The sequence below is a fragment of the Variovorax glucosi genome, from assembly GCF_051216695.1.
In the GTDB taxonomy this organism is placed as follows: domain Bacteria; phylum Pseudomonadota; class Gammaproteobacteria; order Burkholderiales; family Burkholderiaceae_C; genus Variovorax.
This window is the reverse complement of sequence record NZ_JBPJZE010000001.1, coordinates 133,055-149,641: the sequence shown is the minus strand read 5'-3', so window position 1 is coordinate 149,641 and position 16,587 is coordinate 133,055. Positions and strand designations below refer to the sequence as shown.

Genomic DNA, 16,587 nt, shown 5'->3' with positions numbered 1-16,587 from the left:
AGTATTTCCGTGAACGACACCAGAACAACGGAGACACCATGGCAAGCCTTCACTCAGCCTATTCGATTCCACGCCGCAGCGCCCTCTTCGCCGGCCTTCTCGGCCTGGCCCTCGCCCTGCCCGGCTGCGGCAGCCTCGTTGGCAAGCCGGCGCCGGCCGAGATCCACGTCATGACCTCCGGTGGATTCACCGCCGCCTACAACGATCTACGTCCTGACTTCGAGAAACGCACCGGCCACACCGTCAAGACAGCCTACGGTGCGTCGATGGGCAATGCGGACGATTCGATCCCCAGCCGGCTCGGCCGCGGCGAGCCGGCGGATGTCGTGATCCTCGCGCGCTCCGCTCTCGACGCCTTGGCAAAAGACGGTAAGGTCGTGCAGGGCAGCCAGGTCGATCTGGTGCGCTCGGCCATCGGTTTCGCCGTGAAGAAAGGCGCGCCGCGACCGGACATCGGCACCGTCGAAGCACTCAGGCGCACGCTGATTGCCGCGCCGTCGATTGCGTATTCGGCCAGCGCCAGCGGTACGTATTACGAGACCGAGATGCTGAAGAATCTCGGCATCGAAGATCAGGTCAAGCCGAAGAGCAGGCGCATCCTGAGCGAGCGCGTCGGCACGGTGGTCGCTCGCGGCGATGCGGCGCTCGGGCTGCAGCAGGTCAGCGAACTGATACCCATCGACGGCATCGACTACATCGGGCCGCTGCCGGCCGAAGTCCAGCGCGTGACGGTGTTTTCGGCCGGCATCGCGACCGGATCGAAACATCCTGAAGCAGCGCGCGAGCTGATCCGCTACCTCAACTCCCCTGCCGCCGCACCCACCATCGCGAAGACCGGGCTCGAACCGCTCGCGGCGCGCTGAGATGGAACTTCCCAGCGTTTCCGCGCTGCCATTCAACCTCGTCGACGCGGCGCTCGTCGCCATCGTCCTGCTGAGTCTCTGGCGCGGGTGGCAGCGAGGCTTCGTCGCCGGCGTGGTCGAGCTAGCGTGCCTTGCCGGCAGCTTGCTGGCTGCGTTCTTCGCGACGCCTCTGCTGGGCAACATGCTCGACAGTCACCGTTTGCTGATGGAGCCCTGGGCTTCGCCAGCGGCTTTCCTGCTGGTCTTCATCGTTGCGCAGATCGCCATCGGCAGCGTGGCGCGATTTGTCGTCCGACCGGTCTATCCGGGCACGACGGCGCGCAAGGTCGACCGCCTGTTCGGCATCGTGCCCGGCGTGGCCAACGGCGTGATCAATGCGATGGTCGTCGCTGTGTTGCTCACCGCACTGCCGCTGACGGACGACATCACCAAGGCATCGCAGGAGAGCGAGCTGGTTTCGAAGCTGGGCGTACCCGCCGAATGGCTGGAGCGGCAACTCGGACCGATCTTCAATCCGGCGGTCGAGCGGACCATGCAGGCATTGACCGTCGCGCCCGAATCGAAAGAGCGCATCGCGCTGCCGTTCGTCGTCGGGAATCCGCCTTCGCGGCCCGAACTGGAGGCGGCCATGCTGGTGCTGGTGAATGAAGAGCGGGTCAAGGCCGGCGTGCGGCCGCTGGTCGCCGACCCCGAGACCGTCGAAGTCTCACGCAACCATTCGCGCGACATGTTCGCGCGCAGCTATTTCGCGCATGAGACGCCCGAGGGCAGGACGCCCTTCGACCGACTACGCGCGGCACGCCTGACCTACCGCGCGGCCGGCGAGAACCTCGCGCTCGCCCGCACGCTCGACATGGCGCACCAGGGCCTGATGAAATCGCCGGGACATCGCGCGAACATCCTCTTTCCCAACTTCGGGCGCCTGGGCATCGGCATCGTCGACGGCGGCCGTCACGGGCTGATGATCACGCAGACGTTCCGCAACTGAGTCCCGACTCCAACTAACGAGACATCCATGAAAAATCCTGCTCACACGCTCGTGACTGCCGCCAGCCGTCGCCACCTCCTGCAAGCCGGCGGCGCGCTCGCATTCGGTGGACTGCTGCCCACGTTCAGCGCCGCGCAAGGCACCTGGCCGACGAAATCCATCCGCTTCGTCGTGCCGTTCGCGCCGGGCGGCAGCTCCGAAATCGTCGCGCGTTCGAGTGCGGCGGAGCTCTCCAAGACCATCGGCCAGAGCGTCTTCGTCGACAACAAGCCCGGCGCGGCCGGCAACATCGCGATGGGTGAAGTGGCTCGCAGCGACGACCAGCACACCATCATCCTGGGCCACATCGGCACGCTGGCGGTGAATCCGTACATCTTCGAAAAGCTGCCCTACGACGCCAACAAGGACTTCAAGCCGGTCAGCCTGCTGGCCAAGGTGCCGAGCCTGTATGTCGTGCATCCCGACGTCCCGGCGAAGAATCTCACCGAGTTCATCGCCTATGCGAAGAAGAACCCCGGCAAGCTGAGCTACGGATCGGCCGGCAACGGCAGCGCGGGTCACCTTGCTTTCGAGTATCTGAAGATCACCTCCGGCGTGTTCATGCTGCACGTGCCCTACCGCGGCACCGGCCCGATGCTCACCGACCTGCTCTCCGGTCGGCTCGAAGCGTCGGCCATCGGCGCGGCGGCGATCCTGCCGTTCATCAAGGCCGGCAAGGTGCGCTGCATCGCGACCGGCTCGTCGAAGCGCCTGCCGCAACTCCCCGATGTTCCGACCGTCGCCGAACAGGGTTACCCTGGCTTCGAGATGACCCAGTGGTACGGCATGCTCGCGCCGGCCAGCATGGCACCCGCCAACGTCGCCAAGCTGTCGGCGGAAACGATGAAGGGCATGAAGACGAACGACGTGCTCGACCGGCTCAAGGGCGACGCCGCGGAATCGATCGGCGGCACGCCGGAAGAGTTCGCGAAGTTCATCGCCGTCGAGCAGGAGCGCTGGAAGAAGGTGATCGTGCGGGCGAACATCAAGCCGGACTGATGAATCTCGGGAGCCTGAAAACGTGGGCCAAGCGGATCAAGCGCGACGGCGTCACGCTCTGGTTCGCGGGCAAGCATCCCGCGACGCCGTGGTACGCGAAAGCGCTCGGGCTTTTCGTCGTCGCATATGCGCTGAGCCCGATCGATCTCATTCCGGATTTCATCCCGGTGCTGGGGTATGTAGACGATGTGCTTCTGCTGCCCGTGCTGATCTACCTGACGATCAGGATGCTGCCGGCCGATGTTCTTTCGGATTGCAGGATGCAGGCGGATGCGTGGATGGCGGCCGAGGGAAAGAAGCCGATCAGCCGGGTGGGTGCGGTGGCGATCGTGGTCATTTGGGTTGCGGTTGCAGCGGCGCTTTGGGTATGGTTAGCCCCGAATTGGCAGGACGCATCGCGTAGCCGTTGAATTTCGGAGAAGTCCGAACTGACGAAGAGATTTGCACGTTTACGCTTGAAATTACGCCGCGTGACGACTCGATCATGACGACTCGATCATGACGGCCGGCCAACCCTGAGCGAAAAATGAAACCGATCAATTCCACCCCTCGTCCAGTCGCCGACGGAATCGCAAATCTCAGGGCCGACGGGCTCGGTCGACAGACGAAAGCACCAACTACCTTCTCGCGACTGAAAGATCGAGCCGATTCCAACCCTTTGCAAGCGGCTGCGATGCCCAATGCGCTCGGTGGATTGTCGCCATGGCTTCAGGAAGTCGGTCGCAAGCAACCGACAATGCGCGCCAAGCTGGAGGCCGCGGGCACGGTCATCGATGTGCTTGCAAAGAACAAGATCTTTGCCGAGATCGGCGGAAGCCTTGCTGCACTTTCCTTGGGCGGCATTCGCGATCCGGCCAATATCGATATCCAGGTCGGAAACAAAACCGACTTCGGTCAAGCCTACAGTTTGCTTGGCAAATTGGACGTCGTCGCGCAAATGCCGGATGGTCGCACCGCGAGAGTGCAGGGTCAAAAGCAGAGCTTGATTCCCGGTGCATCCGGCTCGATCGATTTGAATTTCTCGTACAGCGACGGGAAGAAGGAAAAATTCCCTGTCAATCTGTCGCAGGAAAACTCGGCACTCGTATTTCCGAAACTGGCCGGTTCAGGCTATACGGGACGAATCGGAGTTCCATCGACTTCGACTGCACCGCGCCTCGTTGCCGGATGTCTCGGTCGATACATGGACGACCCAAAGACAGCCGAGAGAAAGCAGGATCTGCAGCAGATTGCAGCAATGCTTCGGCATTCGGGTGTCGACCTGAAGGATCCGGCCGAATGTTCGAAGCTGGTCAAAGTAATCGGCCAGGAATTCACGGAGTCCGAGAGCTCGCGCGCCGAGTCCCAACTGACTGAAATTCTCGGTTGGATGAAAGCCGGAAAGCTGTAGTCGACCGACATCGCATCGATCAGACCGGTCCGGATGAAAGCTCGGATCGGTCCTAGAATGGCGCCTCGCTAGGGGTGCTGGGTCCGTTTCGACGGACCCGGCTGAGAAAGTCCCTTTGAACCTGATTGAGTTAATCCTCGCGCAGGGAAGCCGGCCCGGTCGCCGTCACGCCGTTCGCGCGTGATGCACGTTCCCCTCTTCGGGAGCGTCGGGCCATGCCCACCTGCCACACGATTTGCCCGGAGCAAATGGATGGCATTGCACACAAGACGCGCAGCTAGCGCAACGGTTTCGCCGTCAGGCGCTGCATCGGCACGGGCGCGAAGCCGTGGTTGAGCGGTCCGTGACTGCCGTTGCCCGTGACGACATCCGCTCCGGCGGCGATGGCTCCGCGAACGTACGTTCTGGCGCGCTCTACGGCGTCGGCCAGCGAATGACCCAACGCCAGATGCGCGGCGATCGCAGACGACAACGTGCAGCCGGTGCCGTGCAGATTAAGGCTCGCGATGCGCGACGAGACAAATCGACGAGCGGCTTCGGAATCGCGCGCCATCAGTACATCGACCAGCGCATCGCCCCGCAGGTGCCCGCCCTTGAGCAGGACCGCGCGCGCGCCGAGCGCCAGCAGTTCCTCAGCCGCCTTGTCCATCGCATCGTCTCCTTCGATCGCATGCCCGATCAGCGATGCCGCTTCGTCGAGATTCGGCGTGACCAGCGTACATCGCGGAAACAACTCGCGCACCAGAGCGGCGGCCGTGTCGGCAGCGGTCAGCCGATGTCCGCTGCTGGCGACCATCACCGTGTCGAGCACCACGTTCGGCAACCGGTAGTTGTCGATGGCCCAGGCCACGATCTCGACGTGTGCCGGCGTCGGCAGCATGCCGAGCTTCACCGCGTCGACGCCGATGTCCTCGACCACGGCCTGGATCTGCGCTTTCAGGAACGCAGGCGTGATCTCCTGGATGGCGCTGACACCGAGCGTGTTCTGCGCCGTCAGTGCGGTGATCGCGGTCATGCCGTGGCAGCCAAGCGCGGCGAACGTCTTCAGGTCGGCCTGGATGCCAGCACCGCCGCCGCTGTCGGAGCCGGCGATGGAAAGCACGCGCGGGTAACTTGTACGAGTCGTGTGAATCGTGTGAATCGGTTCTCGCTGGTCGGTGGTGGTCATGCCAAAAATTATCGGGGAGCGGCGCAATGACGATGCGCGCGCCATTGCCCTTCGCTTCGGCGACCGTGCTCGGGGCGGGCCTGATGGGCCGGCTGATGGCGCTGACGCTGGCGCGCGCCGGCTGTCGCGTCTCGCTGTACGACGCCGGAAGCGCGGCGGCGGAAGGTGCGGCCGCACGGGTGGCTGCCGCGATGCTCGCGCCACTGGCCGAATCTGCGATTGCGCCGGCGCCGGTGGTTCGAATGGGACGTCATGCATTGACGCGCTGGCCGACGCTGCTCGCCGCGCTCGATGCGCCGGCTTTCTTTCAGCGCGAAGGCACGCTGGTGCTCTGGCATCGACAGGACGCGCCCGAAGCTGCGCGCTTTTCCGGTGTGCTGGCACGGTCTGCGGCGCAGCTGCCCGACCTGTTCGATTCGCAAGCCATCCGGCGACTCGACGGCGCTGGCGTCGCAGCGCTCGAACCCGCACTGGGCACGCGTTTCCCGCAAGCCCTGTTCCTCCCCGACGAAGGGCAGCTCGACAACCGCGCGCTGCTCGCCGCATTGCTCGCCGCGCTGGAGGCGATGCCGAACGTGACGCTCCACTGGAACCAGCCGAAAGCGCCGCAGGATTTCACGCCCACTGCCGATGCACCCGTCATCGATTGCCGTGGCCTCGGCGCGCGACCGCAATGGAACGCGCTGCGCGGCGTGCGCGGCGAAGTGATCCGCGTGCACGCGCCCGAAGTCGCGTTGCGCCGGCCGGTGCGGCTGCTGCACCCGCGCTATCCGATCTACATCGCGCCCAAGCCGGGTGGCGTGTTCGTGATCGGCGCGACAGAAATCGAGTCCGACGACATGTCGCCCGCCAGCGTGCGCTCGACGCTTGAACTGCTGAGCGCGGCCTACGCGGTGCACAGCGGATTCGGCGAGGCGCGCATTCTCGAGATCGCGACGCAATGCCGCCCGACACTGCCCGACAACCTGCCTGCGATCCGGCATCCGCAGCCGCACTTGCTGGAAATCAATGGCCTGTACCGCCACGGTTTTCTGATCGCGCCGGCCATGCTGGACATGGCGATGGAGTGGCTGACGACCGGCGAATCCTCGCTGGCTGCCGGATTCGGGCTCGTCGCGGCGAACGTCGAAGAGAAAGCCGCCGCATGACGACCGCGACTCGGACCTTGCTGCAGGTCCGCATCAACGACCGGCCGCATGCGATCCCGGCTCCCGCCGTGCTGGCCGATGCGCTGGCGCTGGCCGCAGCAGCGCCGCCGTTCGCGGCAGCCGTCAATCGCGTCTTCGTCCCGCGCTCGGCATACGGCACGCACACGCTGGGCGACGGCGACCGCATTGAAGTGATTCGCCCCGTGACGGGCGGCTAGAACGATCATGAAAAACCAAGCAGACAACGACGCACTGGTCCTCTACGGCCACACCTTTCCAAGCCGGCTGCTGCTCGGCACCGCGCGCTATCCGTCACCGGCCGTGCTCGAGGCTGCAGTCCGGCGTGCCCAGCCGGCCATGCTGACCGCATCGCTGCGCCGCGAAACGACACACGATGCCCCGGCAGCGCCGACCGCATCGAACGGCTTCTGGGATCTGCTGCGCCGCCTCGACGTTCCCGTGCTGCCCAACACCGCCGGATGCCACGGCGTGCAGGAAGTCGTCGCGACCGCGCACATGGCACGCGAGCTGTTCGAAACGCCGTGGATCAAGCTGGAGCTGATCGGCGACGACTACACGCTGCAGCCGGACACACTGAACCTTGTCGACGCCGCATCGCGACTGATCCGCGACGGCTTCCTCGTACTGCCGTACTGCACCGAGGATCTGGTGTTGTGCCAGCGGCTGGTCGATGTCGGCTGCCAGGCCGTCATGCCCTGGGCCGCGCCGATCGGGACCGGGCGCGGCCCCATCAATCCGTATGCGTTGCGGCTGCTGCGCGAGCGGCTCGACGTGCCGCTGCTGGTGGATGCCGGGCTCGGGCTTCCGTCGCACGCCTGCCAGGTCATGGAGTGGGGTTACGACGGCGTGCTGCTGAACACGGCTGTCGCGCTGGCGCAGGACCCGGTCGTGATGGCCGGCGCGTTCGCCGATGCGGTGCGCGCCGGTCGCGCTGCGCATCTTGGCGGCGCGATGTCGGCGCAGGAATCGGCGCAGCCGAGCACGCCGGTGCTGGGTACGCCGTTCTGGCATCACGCCGATGGAGGTACGCCGACATGAACAGCGAAGCGCTCCGCCTTCACGGCGATGTTTACGGCGATGTTCACGGCGATGCAGCTGCCATCGTGGCCGCACACGCCGAGCGTTTCGGCCTCGCGTGCAAGCGCGAACCCGTCGAATTCACTTCGACCGACGCCGTCTACAGGGCGGCCAAGGAAGGCTGCGTCGCGCTGGGCTTTGTCGACATCGACGCCGAATGCCTTGCCGGCGCATGGCGGGCGCAGACGCAGCGCACCGGCCACTTCGACGCGAACGCATGGCCGGAAGCACCCGAAGATTTCGGCCTGCGCACTTTCCCGCCCGCTGCTCGCCCAGACTCATTCACGCCCTGCCCCGACAAGCTCGGCCTTTACGCCGTGCTGCCCGATGCCGCATGGGTCGGCCGCATGGCGCGAGCCGGTGTGCCGACGGTGCAGTTGCGCTTCAAGTCCGACGATGCCGTGGCCGTCGAGCGCGAGGTGCGTGCCGCCGTCCAGGCGGTCCGCGGCACGTCGGCTCGGCTCTTCATCAACGATCACTGGCCGGTCGCCATCGACGCCGGTGCTTACGGCGTGCATCTCGGTCAGGAAGATCTGGACAGCCTCTCCCCGGCGCACCTCGAAAAGATCCGAGACGCCGGTCTGCGGCTCGGCGTCAGCACGCATGGCTATGCCGAAATGGTCCGCGCCGATGCGGTGAGCCCGAGCTACATCGCGATGGGCGCCGTCTTCCCGACAACGCTCAAGCGCATGGCGACCGCGCCGCAGGGCATCGCACGGCTCTCGGCTTACGCGCGGTTGCTGCGCGGCTATCCGCAGGTCGCCATCGGCGGCATCGACAAGGCAAGTCTGCCGGACGTGCTGGCCACCGGCGTCGGCTCGGTCGCCGTGGTGCGCGCACTCGTGGCGGCTGCCGATCCGGAAGCCGTCGCCGCCGAATTCATTTCACTGATAACGAAGACATCCACATGACAAACCACTACCCTACTCCGAAGCCGACGCCGGTCGCCCTGGCCGTCGCGACGACGCTGCTTCTGATCGCGTCCGCCGCAACTGCGCAATCGCAGACCAGCGCCGAGCCCACGCTCTCCGCCATCACCGTCGATGCGCGCTCTGCATCACCGCAAGCCGACATCAGCGGTTTCGGCGATCTGCCGCTGAAAGAAGTACCGCTGTCGGCCACCATCGTCGACAGCCGCCAGATCCAGGCCAGCGGCGCGCGTCGCCTGGCAGACCTGACGCAGTTCGACGCCTCGGTCACCGATGCGTATAACTCGGCTGGTTACTGGGACTACCTGACGGTGCGCGGCTTCGTGCTGGACAACCGCTTCAACTACCGCCGCGAAGGCCTGCCGATCAGCGCCGAGACATCGATTCCGCTCGACAACAAGGAGCGCGTCGAAATCCTGCGCGGCACCAGCGGTATCCAGGCCGGCACCAGCGCACCGGGCGGCCTGGTGAACTTTGTCGTCAAGCGGCCGACCGAGCAGGACCTGCGCGTGGTGCGCACGGAGATCAGCGGACGCGGCAGCGTGCTGGGTGCGGTCGACCTGGGCGGGCGCTTCGGCGAAGAGCGGCAGTTCGGCTATCGCCTGAACGTCGCCGCCGAAGACCTGAAGCCGCGCACCTACAACCTCGACGGCCATCGCAACCTGTTCTCGCTGGCGGCGGACTGGCGCATCACGCGCGACTCGGTCTTCGAGGCCGAAATCGAATACAGCAAGCGGACGCAGCCGAGCCAGAACGGCTTCAGCCTGCTCGGCAACACGCTGCCGGCGCATGTCGACCCGCGCCTGAATCTGAACAACCAGTCGTGGTCGCAACCGTCGGTCTTCGAAGGCCTGACCGGCACGCTGCGCTTCACACAGGCCATCAACACCGACTGGCGCTGGAGCGCGCAGGTCGGCCAGCAGCGCCTGAAGAGCGACGACCGTCTCGCGTACGCCTTCGGCTGTGGCGCCGAGGGCAACTTCGACCGCTACTGCTCCGACGGCACCTTCGATTTCTACGATTTCCGCAGCGAGAACGAGCGTCGCGTGCAGACCGCCGGCAGCCTGAATCTCAAGGGAAAGGCGACAACCGGCAGCGTGAAGCACGACTTGTCTTTCGGGCTGATGACAAGCCGCGTGCGCAACCGCTTCCAGGACCAGGCGTTCAACTACGTCGGCACCGGCAACGTACAGGGCACTGCGATCGTGCCGGCCGACCCGTCGCTGACCGACACCAACACCAACCGCGACGAGCGCTCGACAGAGTTCTCGGTGCAGGACGCGATCCGCTGGAACGACCGGCTCACGACCTGGGTCGGCGCGCGCTACACGCGCCTCGACCGCGAGAGCGTCCGCACCGACGGCTCCCGGCCAACCGGCTACAAGGACGGCATCACCACGCCGTGGCTGGCCGTGAGCTATGCGCTGCAACCGAATCTGCTGGCGTACGCCAGTTGGGGCAAGGGCGTCGAATCTCAGGTCGTGCCGAACCGTGCGTCGCGCTACACGAATGCCGGCGAGGCGCTGCCGGCGCTCACGTCGCGGCAGTGGGAGATCGGCTTGAAGGGCGGAGCAGAAACTTTCAACTGGCAAGTCGCGTATTTCGATATCCAGCGCCCGGTGACGAATCTGGATTTCTGCGTCAACACCGGCGCCGCCTGCACGATCGCGACCGACGGCAAGGCATCGCATAGCGGCCTGGAAGCCAGCTCGCAATGGACGCAAGGCCCGTGGCGCCTGGCCGGCAGCATGACGTTGCTCGACGCCAGGCGCGAAGGCAGCATCGCGCAGCCCGACATCAACGGCCAGCGCCCGACCAACGTGCCGAAGAACGTCGCGCGCGCGCAGGTCGCCTACCGCGTCGCCGCCGTGCCGGGGCTGGAACTGCAGGGCGCGATGTCGTACGAGGGCCGGCGCAACGTGCTGCCGGACGGTTCGATCCAGTTGCCGTCATGGACACGCTTCGATGCAGCACTGCGTTACGACACGAAGCTGAACGGCGTCGCCACCAGCTGGACGCTGGGCGTCGAAAACCTGGCCGACCGCCGCTACTGGAAGGAATCGCCATACCAGTTCGGCCACGTCTACCTGTTCCCCGGCGCGCCGCGCACGCTGCGGCTGGCAGTCACGGTGGCGCTGTAATCGGGGCGGTGCCCTCGATCTGCCACCACGGCGGCAGCAGGCGCAGCACTTCCGGCTGCGCGAAACGGTCGTCGAGCAGATGCAGCACGCCGGCATCGCTTTCAGTGCGGATCACGCGGCCCGCGGCCTGCACCACCTTGCGCATGCCCGGATAAAGATAGGTGTACGCGTAACCGTCGCCGCCGAAGCGCGCGTCGATGCGCCGGCGCATCGCCTCGTTGCGCGCGTCGTGCTGCGGCAGGCCGAGGCTGGCGATGAAAGCGCCGATCAGCCGGTCGCCCGGCAGGTCGATGCCTTCGCCGAAAGCGCCGCCGAGCACTGCGAAGCCCACGCCCTGCCCGCCCGGCCGAAACCGCGCGACGAAGGCCGCCCGATCCATCTCCGGCATGCCGGACGACTGCGCCCACACCGCGATCTGCGGATGGCATTCCGCGAACAGCGCCTGCGCCTTGCCTAGAAAGTCGAAGCTGCTGAAGAACACCATGTAGTTGCCGGGCCGGCGCGCGTACTGCGCAGCCACCGTGTCGACCAGCCTCTGCATCGAGCCGGCGCGGTCGTGGTAGCGGGTCGAGATGTCGCGGGCGATGTGCACTTCGAGCTGCGCCGAGCGAAACGGCGACGCGACTTCAAGCTCGGCTGCGTCGTCGGGCAGCCCGAGCATGTCGCGATAGAACGCGAACGGCGCGATGGTGCCGGAGAAGCAGACCGTGGTCATCGATGTGGCGAAACGCCACTTGAGATGCGGCGCCGGGATCAGGTTGCGGACCGCGATGGCATCCGATGGGCCCATGCCTTCGAGCGTGCTCTCGAACACCGAATGGTCGGCCAGCGATCCCGAAAGCCGCACGAAATGCAGCGCATCGAAGAAGAAGCGCTGCAGCGGGCCTTTCGCGTCTTCCGGCGTGGCTGCGAAGTGCTCGGCCATCGCCGCGACGGCGTCCTGCAGCGCCTGCTGCAAGGCTTCGGGCACCTCGTCGTGTGCGGCGTAGTCATCGGTCTGCACGTTCTGCATCGATCGCCATTCGCGCCGGACGCGGTCGATGACCAGCCGCAGCGCATTCGGCGCCAGCGCCCTCGCCTGCGACAGAGCGCCCGCATCGAGCGACGCCGAATACATGCCGCGCGCCCGCTCAAGCAGGTTGTGCGCCTCGTCGACGAGCACCGCGACGTTCCAGTCTTCCTGCCGCGTGAGCGCGTACAGGAAGGCGCTGCCGTCGAAGTAGTAGTTGTAGTCGGCGACCACCACGTCGGCCCAGCGCACCATTTCCTGCGACAGGTAGTACGGGCAGACCTGATGCGCGAGCGCGACTTCCCGGAGCGCGGCAAGCGGCAGGCGACGTGTTTCGACAGCTTCGGCGCGCGCGGCCGGCAACCGGTCGTAGAAGCCGGCCGCCAGCGGACAGGCGTCGCCGCTGCACGCGCGGCCAGGGTATTCGCAGAGCTTTTCGCGGGCGGAGAGCTCGACGATGCGCAGCGGCACCTCGTCCGCCGGCATATCGATCGGCGCGATCAGGTCGAGCGCTTCGAGCGCGATCGCGCGCCCGGACGTTTTGGCCGTGAGAAAGAAAACCTTGTCGGTGCCATGCGCAGGCCAGCCGCGCAACAGCGGAAAGATCGTTGCAACCGTCTTGCCGATACCCGTCGGCGCCTGCGCGATCAGACAGCGCTGGGATGCGGCGGCACGAAACACGCCCTGCGCCAGTTCGCGCTGGCCGGCGCGGAACCCGGCATGCGGAAACGAGATCCCGCCGAGCGCTGCGCGCAACGCTTTTCGATGGCCGGCCTCCTGCAGCGCCCAGGCCATGAAGCGGCGACAGAGCACCTCGAACGCGTCGCGCAATTCGTCGCGCGTGGCGCTTTCGACCAGCACCGTTTCCTCGCCGCTCGAAAGGTCGAGGTAGACCAGTGCCACGTCGATGGCGGGCAGGCCGTGCTTTTCACACAGCATCCAGCCGTAGGTCCGGGCCTGCGCCCAATGCAGCGCGCGGTGGTTCTGGCGGATGGCATCGAACTCGCCACGAAAGGTCTTTATCTCTTCGACGCGCGGTGCGCCATCGCCTTCGGACTGGAAACTATCGGCGCGACCGCGGACATGCAATCCTTCGAGGTCCGCCGACAGCGTGACCTCGCTCTGGTAGCCATCGCCGCGACGGCCCTGGACCAGCAGATGCCCGGCGATGCCTTCCTGCGCGCTGGGCACGGGGCCGAAGCGAAAGTCGAGGTCGCCGGCCTTGGCTCCGAATGCGCACAGCGACTTCACCGAGACGGCAAGCGCTGCGAGCGCGGCTTCGGCGACTGGCGGTTGGTGTTCGGTAGCGTTGTTCATCGACTGTTTAAATATACAGTCATCACAAAGTGTCGCAGACGCGATAGCTTCACCGGGTAATTCCTTGGAACGCATTGCAGCCGGCCGCCATAGGCTGCGGTTCCTGATTTCTCCCGGAGACTCTCGAGATGAACAACAAGAATGCATCCCTGCTGGCCATTGCCGCATCGCTGACGCTGGTCGCCTGCGGCGGCGGCGGCGGCGGCTCGAACACGCCGACGCCCACGCCGCCGGTGCCCGAGGAAACACGGTTGCAGGACAGCCGCACCAGTTTCGCGCCGGCCACCCCGCCGGCGACGACCTTCGCCGCGATGGCGGCCGCCAGCGGCGATACCGTCGACGTCTCCACTACGAGCCGCTGGGCCGGCGTGATCGGCAACGCGGCCTATCGCGTCGAAGTGCCGCCGAACTGGAACGGCAAGCTGGTCATGTACGCCCACGGCTATGCCGGCACCGGCAACCTGGTGTCAGTGCAGAACCCCCAGATCCGTCGCTACCTCATCGCCAACGGTTATGCCTGGGCGGCGTCGAGCTATTCAAAGAATTACTACGACGTCCGCGTCGGCGTCGAGGACACCAATGCCCTCGCCAATGCCTTCAACAAGATCGCCGCCGACAACGGCCGCGCGCTGACGACGCCGACCCGCATCTACATCACCGGCGTTTCGATGGGCGGGCACATCACTGCCGCCGCCATCGAAGACGAAACCTTCGCCACCGCGAACAACAAGGTCCGCTACAACGGCGCCGTGCCGATGTGCGGCGTGCTGGGCGACACGGAGCTGTTCGACTATTTCGGCGGTGCACAGGTCGCAGCGCAGGCGCTTGCAGGCGTGCCGAACAGCCCGATCACCAGCTGGCCGACGGTGCAGGCGCAGGTCACGGCCGCGCTGTTCACGCAATTCCCGGCAACGCCTGTCGCCACCACGGCGCAAGGCGCCAAATTCGCCAGCGTGGTGAAGAACCTGACCGGCGGCGAGCGGCCGATCTTCGACCTGGGCCTTGCCTACGGAGGCTCGTTCTCCGCTGTGTATGGCGTGTTCGGCCTCGACGGCACGGTCAACGGCATCCTGAACAAGAGTTCGCTCGACACCACCCGTTTCACCTACGTCATCGACAACGACCCGGCCGGCTCCGCCACGCTCAACGCGTCGGCGCAAAAGCTCAGCCCGGCGGCCGATGCGAACCGCCTGCGTACCGACGGCCTGCGCTGGATTCCGGTCACGACCGGCAACATCCGCATGCCGGTCGTGACGCTGCACACGCTCGGCGACCTGTACGTGCCGTTCAGCATGGAACAGATCTATCAGAAGCGCGTGACCGCAAAGGGCAACGGCAATCTGCTCGTGCAGCGCGCGATCCGGGGCGCGACGCACTGCGATTTCACCGTCGCCGAGCAGAACGAAGCCTTCGAAGCCATGATCCGCTGGGAACGCGACGGCGTGAAGCCGGCCGGCGACGACGTGGTGACGGCGTCGACGGTGGCACAGCCGAGCTACGGATGCCGCTTCACGCGCAACGCGATCGGCGCGGACGACATCGCGACGACTGCGCAGTTGCGCACGCTGATCGCCAGCGCTACTGTGCCTTGCCCGGCGCAGTAAGAATGCTCCGATGACCAGAGTCGGAATCATCGGCCTCGGCGCCATGGGTGGCGGCATGGCGAAATCGCTTCGCCGCGCGGGATACCACCTGCATGTGTTCGACGTGCGTCCCGGCGCAGCGGAAACGTTCGCGAACGATGGAGGAACGGCTTGCGGTTCGCTCGCCGAGCTCGGCGCGGCCTGCGACGTGGTCGTGTCGGTGGTCGTCAACGCGGCGCAGACGGAGAGCGTGCTGTTCGGCGAAGGCGGCATCGCATCCGCCATGCCGCCGGGCAGCGTTTTCGTCATGTGCTCCACCGTCGACCCGAACGTGTCGATCGCCTTCGAATCGCGCCTCGCCGAACTCGGCATCCTCTATATAGATGCGCCGATCTCCGGCGGCGCCGCGAAAGCCGCAAGTGGCGAGATGACGATGATGACGGCTGCCCGACCCGAGGCCTATGCGAAGGCCGATCCGGTGCTCGATGCGATGGCAGCCAAGGTCTATCGGCTCGGCGACAAGGCCGGCGCCGGCAGCAAGGTGAAGGTCATCAATCAACTACTGGCCGGCGTGCATATCGCAGCCGCGGCCGAAGCGATGGCGCTCGGCCTGCGCGAAGGTGTCGACCCGGCCGCGCTGTACGAAGTCATCACGCACAGCGCGGGCAACAGCTGGATGTTCGAGAACCGCATGGCGCACGTGCTGGCCGCCGACTACACGCCGCTGTCGGCGGTCGACATCTTCGTGAAGGATCTGGGCCTGGTGCTCGACATGGCGCGCGCCAGCAAGTTTCCGCTGCCGCTGTCGTCGACGGCGCACCAGATGTTCATGCAGGCATCGACGGCAGGCTTCGCAAAGGAAGACGACAGCGCGGTGATCAAGATCTTTCCGGGCATCGAGCTACCGAAGCCGGCGAACAGGAAGGCGGATTCCTGAACCTGCCGGCGCGCGTCCAGTTCGACCTCACCACGGTCCGGCTGTTCATCGCGACGGCCGAGACCGGCAGCATCACGCGCGCGGCCGAGCGCATCTGCCTGGCACCGGCAGCGGCTTCGCGTCGCATGAAGGAACTGGAGGCGCAGTTCGGTCTGCCGCTGTTCCAGCGCCTGCCGCACGGCATGGCGCTTACCGATGCAGGCCGGGCCCTGCTCGGCCATGCGCGCAGCATGGCAAGTTCGGTCGCGCGCATGCAGGACGATGCGCAGGCTTTCCGCCAGGGCGACAAGGGCGTGGTGCGCATCGCGGCGTGCACATCGACGGTGCTGCAATTCCTTCCGCTCGACCTGCTGCGCTGCAACGTCGCTTGCCCCGACGTGAAGATCGACCTGCAGGAGCTGAACAGCCCCGGCGTGATCCAGGCGCTGGGCCGTGGGCTGGCCGATATCGGCATCTACGAAAGCACGCTCGGCGCGGTGCCGCTGCCTTCGCTGCCCTATCACCACGACCGGCTGGTGCTGGTGGTACCGGCGGCGCATGCGCTGGCCGGTTGCGCCAGCGTCCGCGCCACCGACTTTCTCGATTGCGACGTCATCGGACTCAGCGAAGGCTCGGCGATCGCCGGCACGCTGGAGCGCGTGGCAGCCGAGGCGCAGCGCAACATCCGCATGCGGATTCGCGTCAGCAGCTTCGGCAGCATGATGGCAATGGTCGAGCAAGGCATCGGCGTCGGGTTGATGCCAGAACAGGTGGCGCACTCTTTCTACGGCAACCGGCGTTTCCGGCATGTCGAGATTTCCGAAGACTGGGCGGCACGGCGCTTCGTGCTGTGCCATCAGCCGTCGGCGGCGCTGTCGTCGGCGGCGCGTGCGGTGATCGAGGTGCTGGCCGATCCTGACGGCGCGAATCAGGTGAATCAGGTGAATTCGCAAACCGCGAAACCTGGTTGACGCAATCGGCGATGGCGTCGCACGCCGT

At 66.1% G+C, this 16,587-nt stretch carries 15 protein-coding genes and 1 riboswitch; of the genes, 13 read left to right on the top strand and 2 right to left on the bottom strand.

Going from position 1 to position 16,587, the window contains the following annotated elements; genetic code table 11:
• Positions 1-38 precede the first annotated feature (38 nt).
• The 5 genes from ACSFA3_RS00740 to ACSFA3_RS00720 all read left to right on the top strand — a co-directional run bounded on the left by ACSFA3_RS00740 (position 39) and on the right by ACSFA3_RS00720 (position 4,279).
• Entirely contained in the window at positions 39-863 is an 825-nt protein-coding gene (locus ACSFA3_RS00740) for a substrate-binding domain-containing protein (protein WP_435503492.1), read from the top strand.
• A 1-nt stretch (position 864) separates the two neighbouring features.
• Positions 865-1,851 carry a CvpA family protein gene (locus tag ACSFA3_RS00735; RefSeq protein ID WP_435503491.1) on the top strand — a complete coding sequence of 329 codons (987 nt, stop codon included), beginning with the start codon at positions 865-867 and terminating at the stop codon, positions 1,849-1,851.
• A gap of 27 nt (positions 1,852-1,878) precedes the next feature.
• On the top strand, positions 1,879-2,889 hold the full coding sequence (locus ACSFA3_RS00730; protein WP_435503490.1) for a Bug family tripartite tricarboxylate transporter substrate binding protein: 1,011 nt from the start codon (positions 1,879-1,881) through the stop codon (positions 2,887-2,889).
• Complete coding sequence (locus ACSFA3_RS00725; RefSeq protein ID WP_435503489.1) at positions 2,889-3,299, top strand: YkvA family protein; 411 nt, start codon at positions 2,889-2,891, stop codon at positions 3,297-3,299. The genes ACSFA3_RS00730 and ACSFA3_RS00725 overlap by 1 nt, the downstream gene beginning before the upstream one ends.
• Positions 3,300-3,415: 116 nt before the next feature.
• The gene (locus tag ACSFA3_RS00720; RefSeq protein ID WP_435503488.1) at positions 3,416-4,279 is read left to right on the top strand and encodes a hypothetical protein; all 864 of its coding nucleotides are present in this window, start codon (positions 3,416-3,418) and stop codon (positions 4,277-4,279) included.
• 60 nt (positions 4,280-4,339) lie between these two features.
• A riboswitch (TPP riboswitch) is annotated at positions 4,340-4,444 on the top strand.
• Between the two features lie 112 nt (positions 4,445-4,556).
• Here ACSFA3_RS00720 and thiD read toward each other — a convergent pair.
• A complete protein-coding gene (gene thiD / locus ACSFA3_RS00715; protein ID WP_435503487.1) occupies positions 4,557-5,447 on the bottom strand; it encodes a bifunctional hydroxymethylpyrimidine kinase/phosphomethylpyrimidine kinase in 891 nt (296 codons plus the stop codon).
• A gap of 32 nt (positions 5,448-5,479) precedes the next feature.
• On the opposite strand from thiD, the gene ACSFA3_RS00710 reads away from it, so the two are divergent.
• The 5 genes from ACSFA3_RS00710 to ACSFA3_RS00690 are packed head-to-tail and all read left to right on the top strand — an operon-like array spanning position 5,480 to position 10,763.
• Positions 5,480-6,595 (top strand): FAD-dependent oxidoreductase, encoded by a 1,116-nt coding sequence (locus ACSFA3_RS00710; RefSeq protein ID WP_435504918.1) that lies wholly within the window; start codon positions 5,480-5,482, stop codon positions 6,593-6,595.
• Positions 6,592-6,813, top strand: a complete 222-nt coding sequence (gene thiS / locus ACSFA3_RS00705; RefSeq protein ID WP_435503486.1) for a sulfur carrier protein ThiS — start codon at positions 6,592-6,594, stop codon at positions 6,811-6,813. Before ACSFA3_RS00710 ends, thiS begins: the two co-directional genes overlap by 4 nt.
• Positions 6,814-6,820: 7 nt before the next feature.
• Positions 6,821-7,654: a thiazole synthase gene (locus ACSFA3_RS00700; RefSeq protein WP_435503485.1), complete on the top strand. Its 834-nt coding sequence runs from the start codon at positions 6,821-6,823 to the stop codon at positions 7,652-7,654.
• Positions 7,651-8,604: a thiamine phosphate synthase gene (locus ACSFA3_RS00695; protein ID WP_435503484.1), complete on the top strand. Its 954-nt coding sequence runs from the start codon at positions 7,651-7,653 to the stop codon at positions 8,602-8,604. Before ACSFA3_RS00700 ends, ACSFA3_RS00695 begins: the two co-directional genes overlap by 4 nt.
• Positions 8,601-10,763: a TonB-dependent siderophore receptor gene (locus tag ACSFA3_RS00690; RefSeq protein ID WP_435503483.1), complete on the top strand. Its 2,163-nt coding sequence runs from the start codon at positions 8,601-8,603 to the stop codon at positions 10,761-10,763. The genes ACSFA3_RS00695 and ACSFA3_RS00690 overlap by 4 nt, the downstream gene beginning before the upstream one ends.
• Here the strand turns inward: ACSFA3_RS00690 and ACSFA3_RS00685 are convergent.
• Positions 10,747-13,089: an ATP-dependent DNA helicase gene (locus ACSFA3_RS00685; protein ID WP_435503482.1), complete on the bottom strand. Its 2,343-nt coding sequence runs from the start codon at positions 13,087-13,089 to the stop codon at positions 10,747-10,749. The genes ACSFA3_RS00690 and ACSFA3_RS00685 overlap by 17 nt on opposite strands.
• Before the next feature lie 128 nt (positions 13,090-13,217).
• On the opposite strand from ACSFA3_RS00685, the gene ACSFA3_RS00680 reads away from it, so the two are divergent.
• From ACSFA3_RS00680 to ACSFA3_RS00670, 3 genes are read left to right on the top strand one after another with little or no spacing between them, the layout of a single operon-like run.
• Positions 13,218-14,693: an alpha/beta hydrolase gene (locus ACSFA3_RS00680; RefSeq protein WP_435503481.1), complete on the top strand. Its 1,476-nt coding sequence runs from the start codon at positions 13,218-13,220 to the stop codon at positions 14,691-14,693.
• Positions 14,694-14,703: 10 nt separating this feature from the next.
• Positions 14,704-15,609, top strand: coding sequence for an L-threonate dehydrogenase (gene ltnD / locus ACSFA3_RS00675; RefSeq protein ID WP_435503480.1), 906 nt, complete (start codon positions 14,704-14,706; stop codon positions 15,607-15,609).
• The gene (locus tag ACSFA3_RS00670) at positions 15,606-16,559 is read left to right on the top strand and encodes a LysR family transcriptional regulator (protein WP_435504917.1); all 954 of its coding nucleotides are present in this window, start codon (positions 15,606-15,608) and stop codon (positions 16,557-16,559) included. The genes ltnD and ACSFA3_RS00670 overlap by 4 nt, the downstream gene beginning before the upstream one ends.
• Positions 16,560-16,587: the final 28 nt, after the last annotated feature.

Coding starts and splice junctions, on each gene's coding strand:
- ACSFA3_RS00690 (WP_435503483.1), top strand. CDS start 8,601: ATGACAAACCACTACCCTACTCCGAAGCCGACGCCGGTCGCCCTGGCC.
- ACSFA3_RS00740 (WP_435503492.1), top strand. CDS start 39: ATGGCAAGCCTTCACTCAGCCTATTCGATTCCACGCCGCAGCGCCCTC.
- ACSFA3_RS00680 (WP_435503481.1), top strand. CDS start 13,218: ATGAACAACAAGAATGCATCCCTGCTGGCCATTGCCGCATCGCTGACG.
- ACSFA3_RS00730 (WP_435503490.1), top strand. CDS start 1,879: ATGAAAAATCCTGCTCACACGCTCGTGACTGCCGCCAGCCGTCGCCAC.
- ACSFA3_RS00725 (WP_435503489.1), top strand. CDS start 2,889: ATGAATCTCGGGAGCCTGAAAACGTGGGCCAAGCGGATCAAGCGCGAC.
- thiS (WP_435503486.1), top strand. CDS start 6,592: ATGACGACCGCGACTCGGACCTTGCTGCAGGTCCGCATCAACGACCGG.
- ACSFA3_RS00695 (WP_435503484.1), top strand. CDS start 7,651: ATGAACAGCGAAGCGCTCCGCCTTCACGGCGATGTTTACGGCGATGTT.
- ltnD (WP_435503480.1), top strand. CDS start 14,704: ATGACCAGAGTCGGAATCATCGGCCTCGGCGCCATGGGTGGCGGCATG.
- ACSFA3_RS00710 (WP_435504918.1), top strand. CDS start 5,480: ATGCGCGCGCCATTGCCCTTCGCTTCGGCGACCGTGCTCGGGGCGGGC.
- ACSFA3_RS00720 (WP_435503488.1), top strand. CDS start 3,416: ATGAAACCGATCAATTCCACCCCTCGTCCAGTCGCCGACGGAATCGCA.
- ACSFA3_RS00700 (WP_435503485.1), top strand. CDS start 6,821: ATGAAAAACCAAGCAGACAACGACGCACTGGTCCTCTACGGCCACACC.
- ACSFA3_RS00685 (WP_435503482.1), bottom strand. CDS start 13,089: ATGAACAACGCTACCGAACACCAACCGCCAGTCGCCGAAGCCGCGCTC.
- ACSFA3_RS00735 (WP_435503491.1), top strand. CDS start 865: ATGGAACTTCCCAGCGTTTCCGCGCTGCCATTCAACCTCGTCGACGCG.
- thiD (WP_435503487.1), bottom strand. CDS start 5,447: ATGACCACCACCGACCAGCGAGAACCGATTCACACGATTCACACGACT.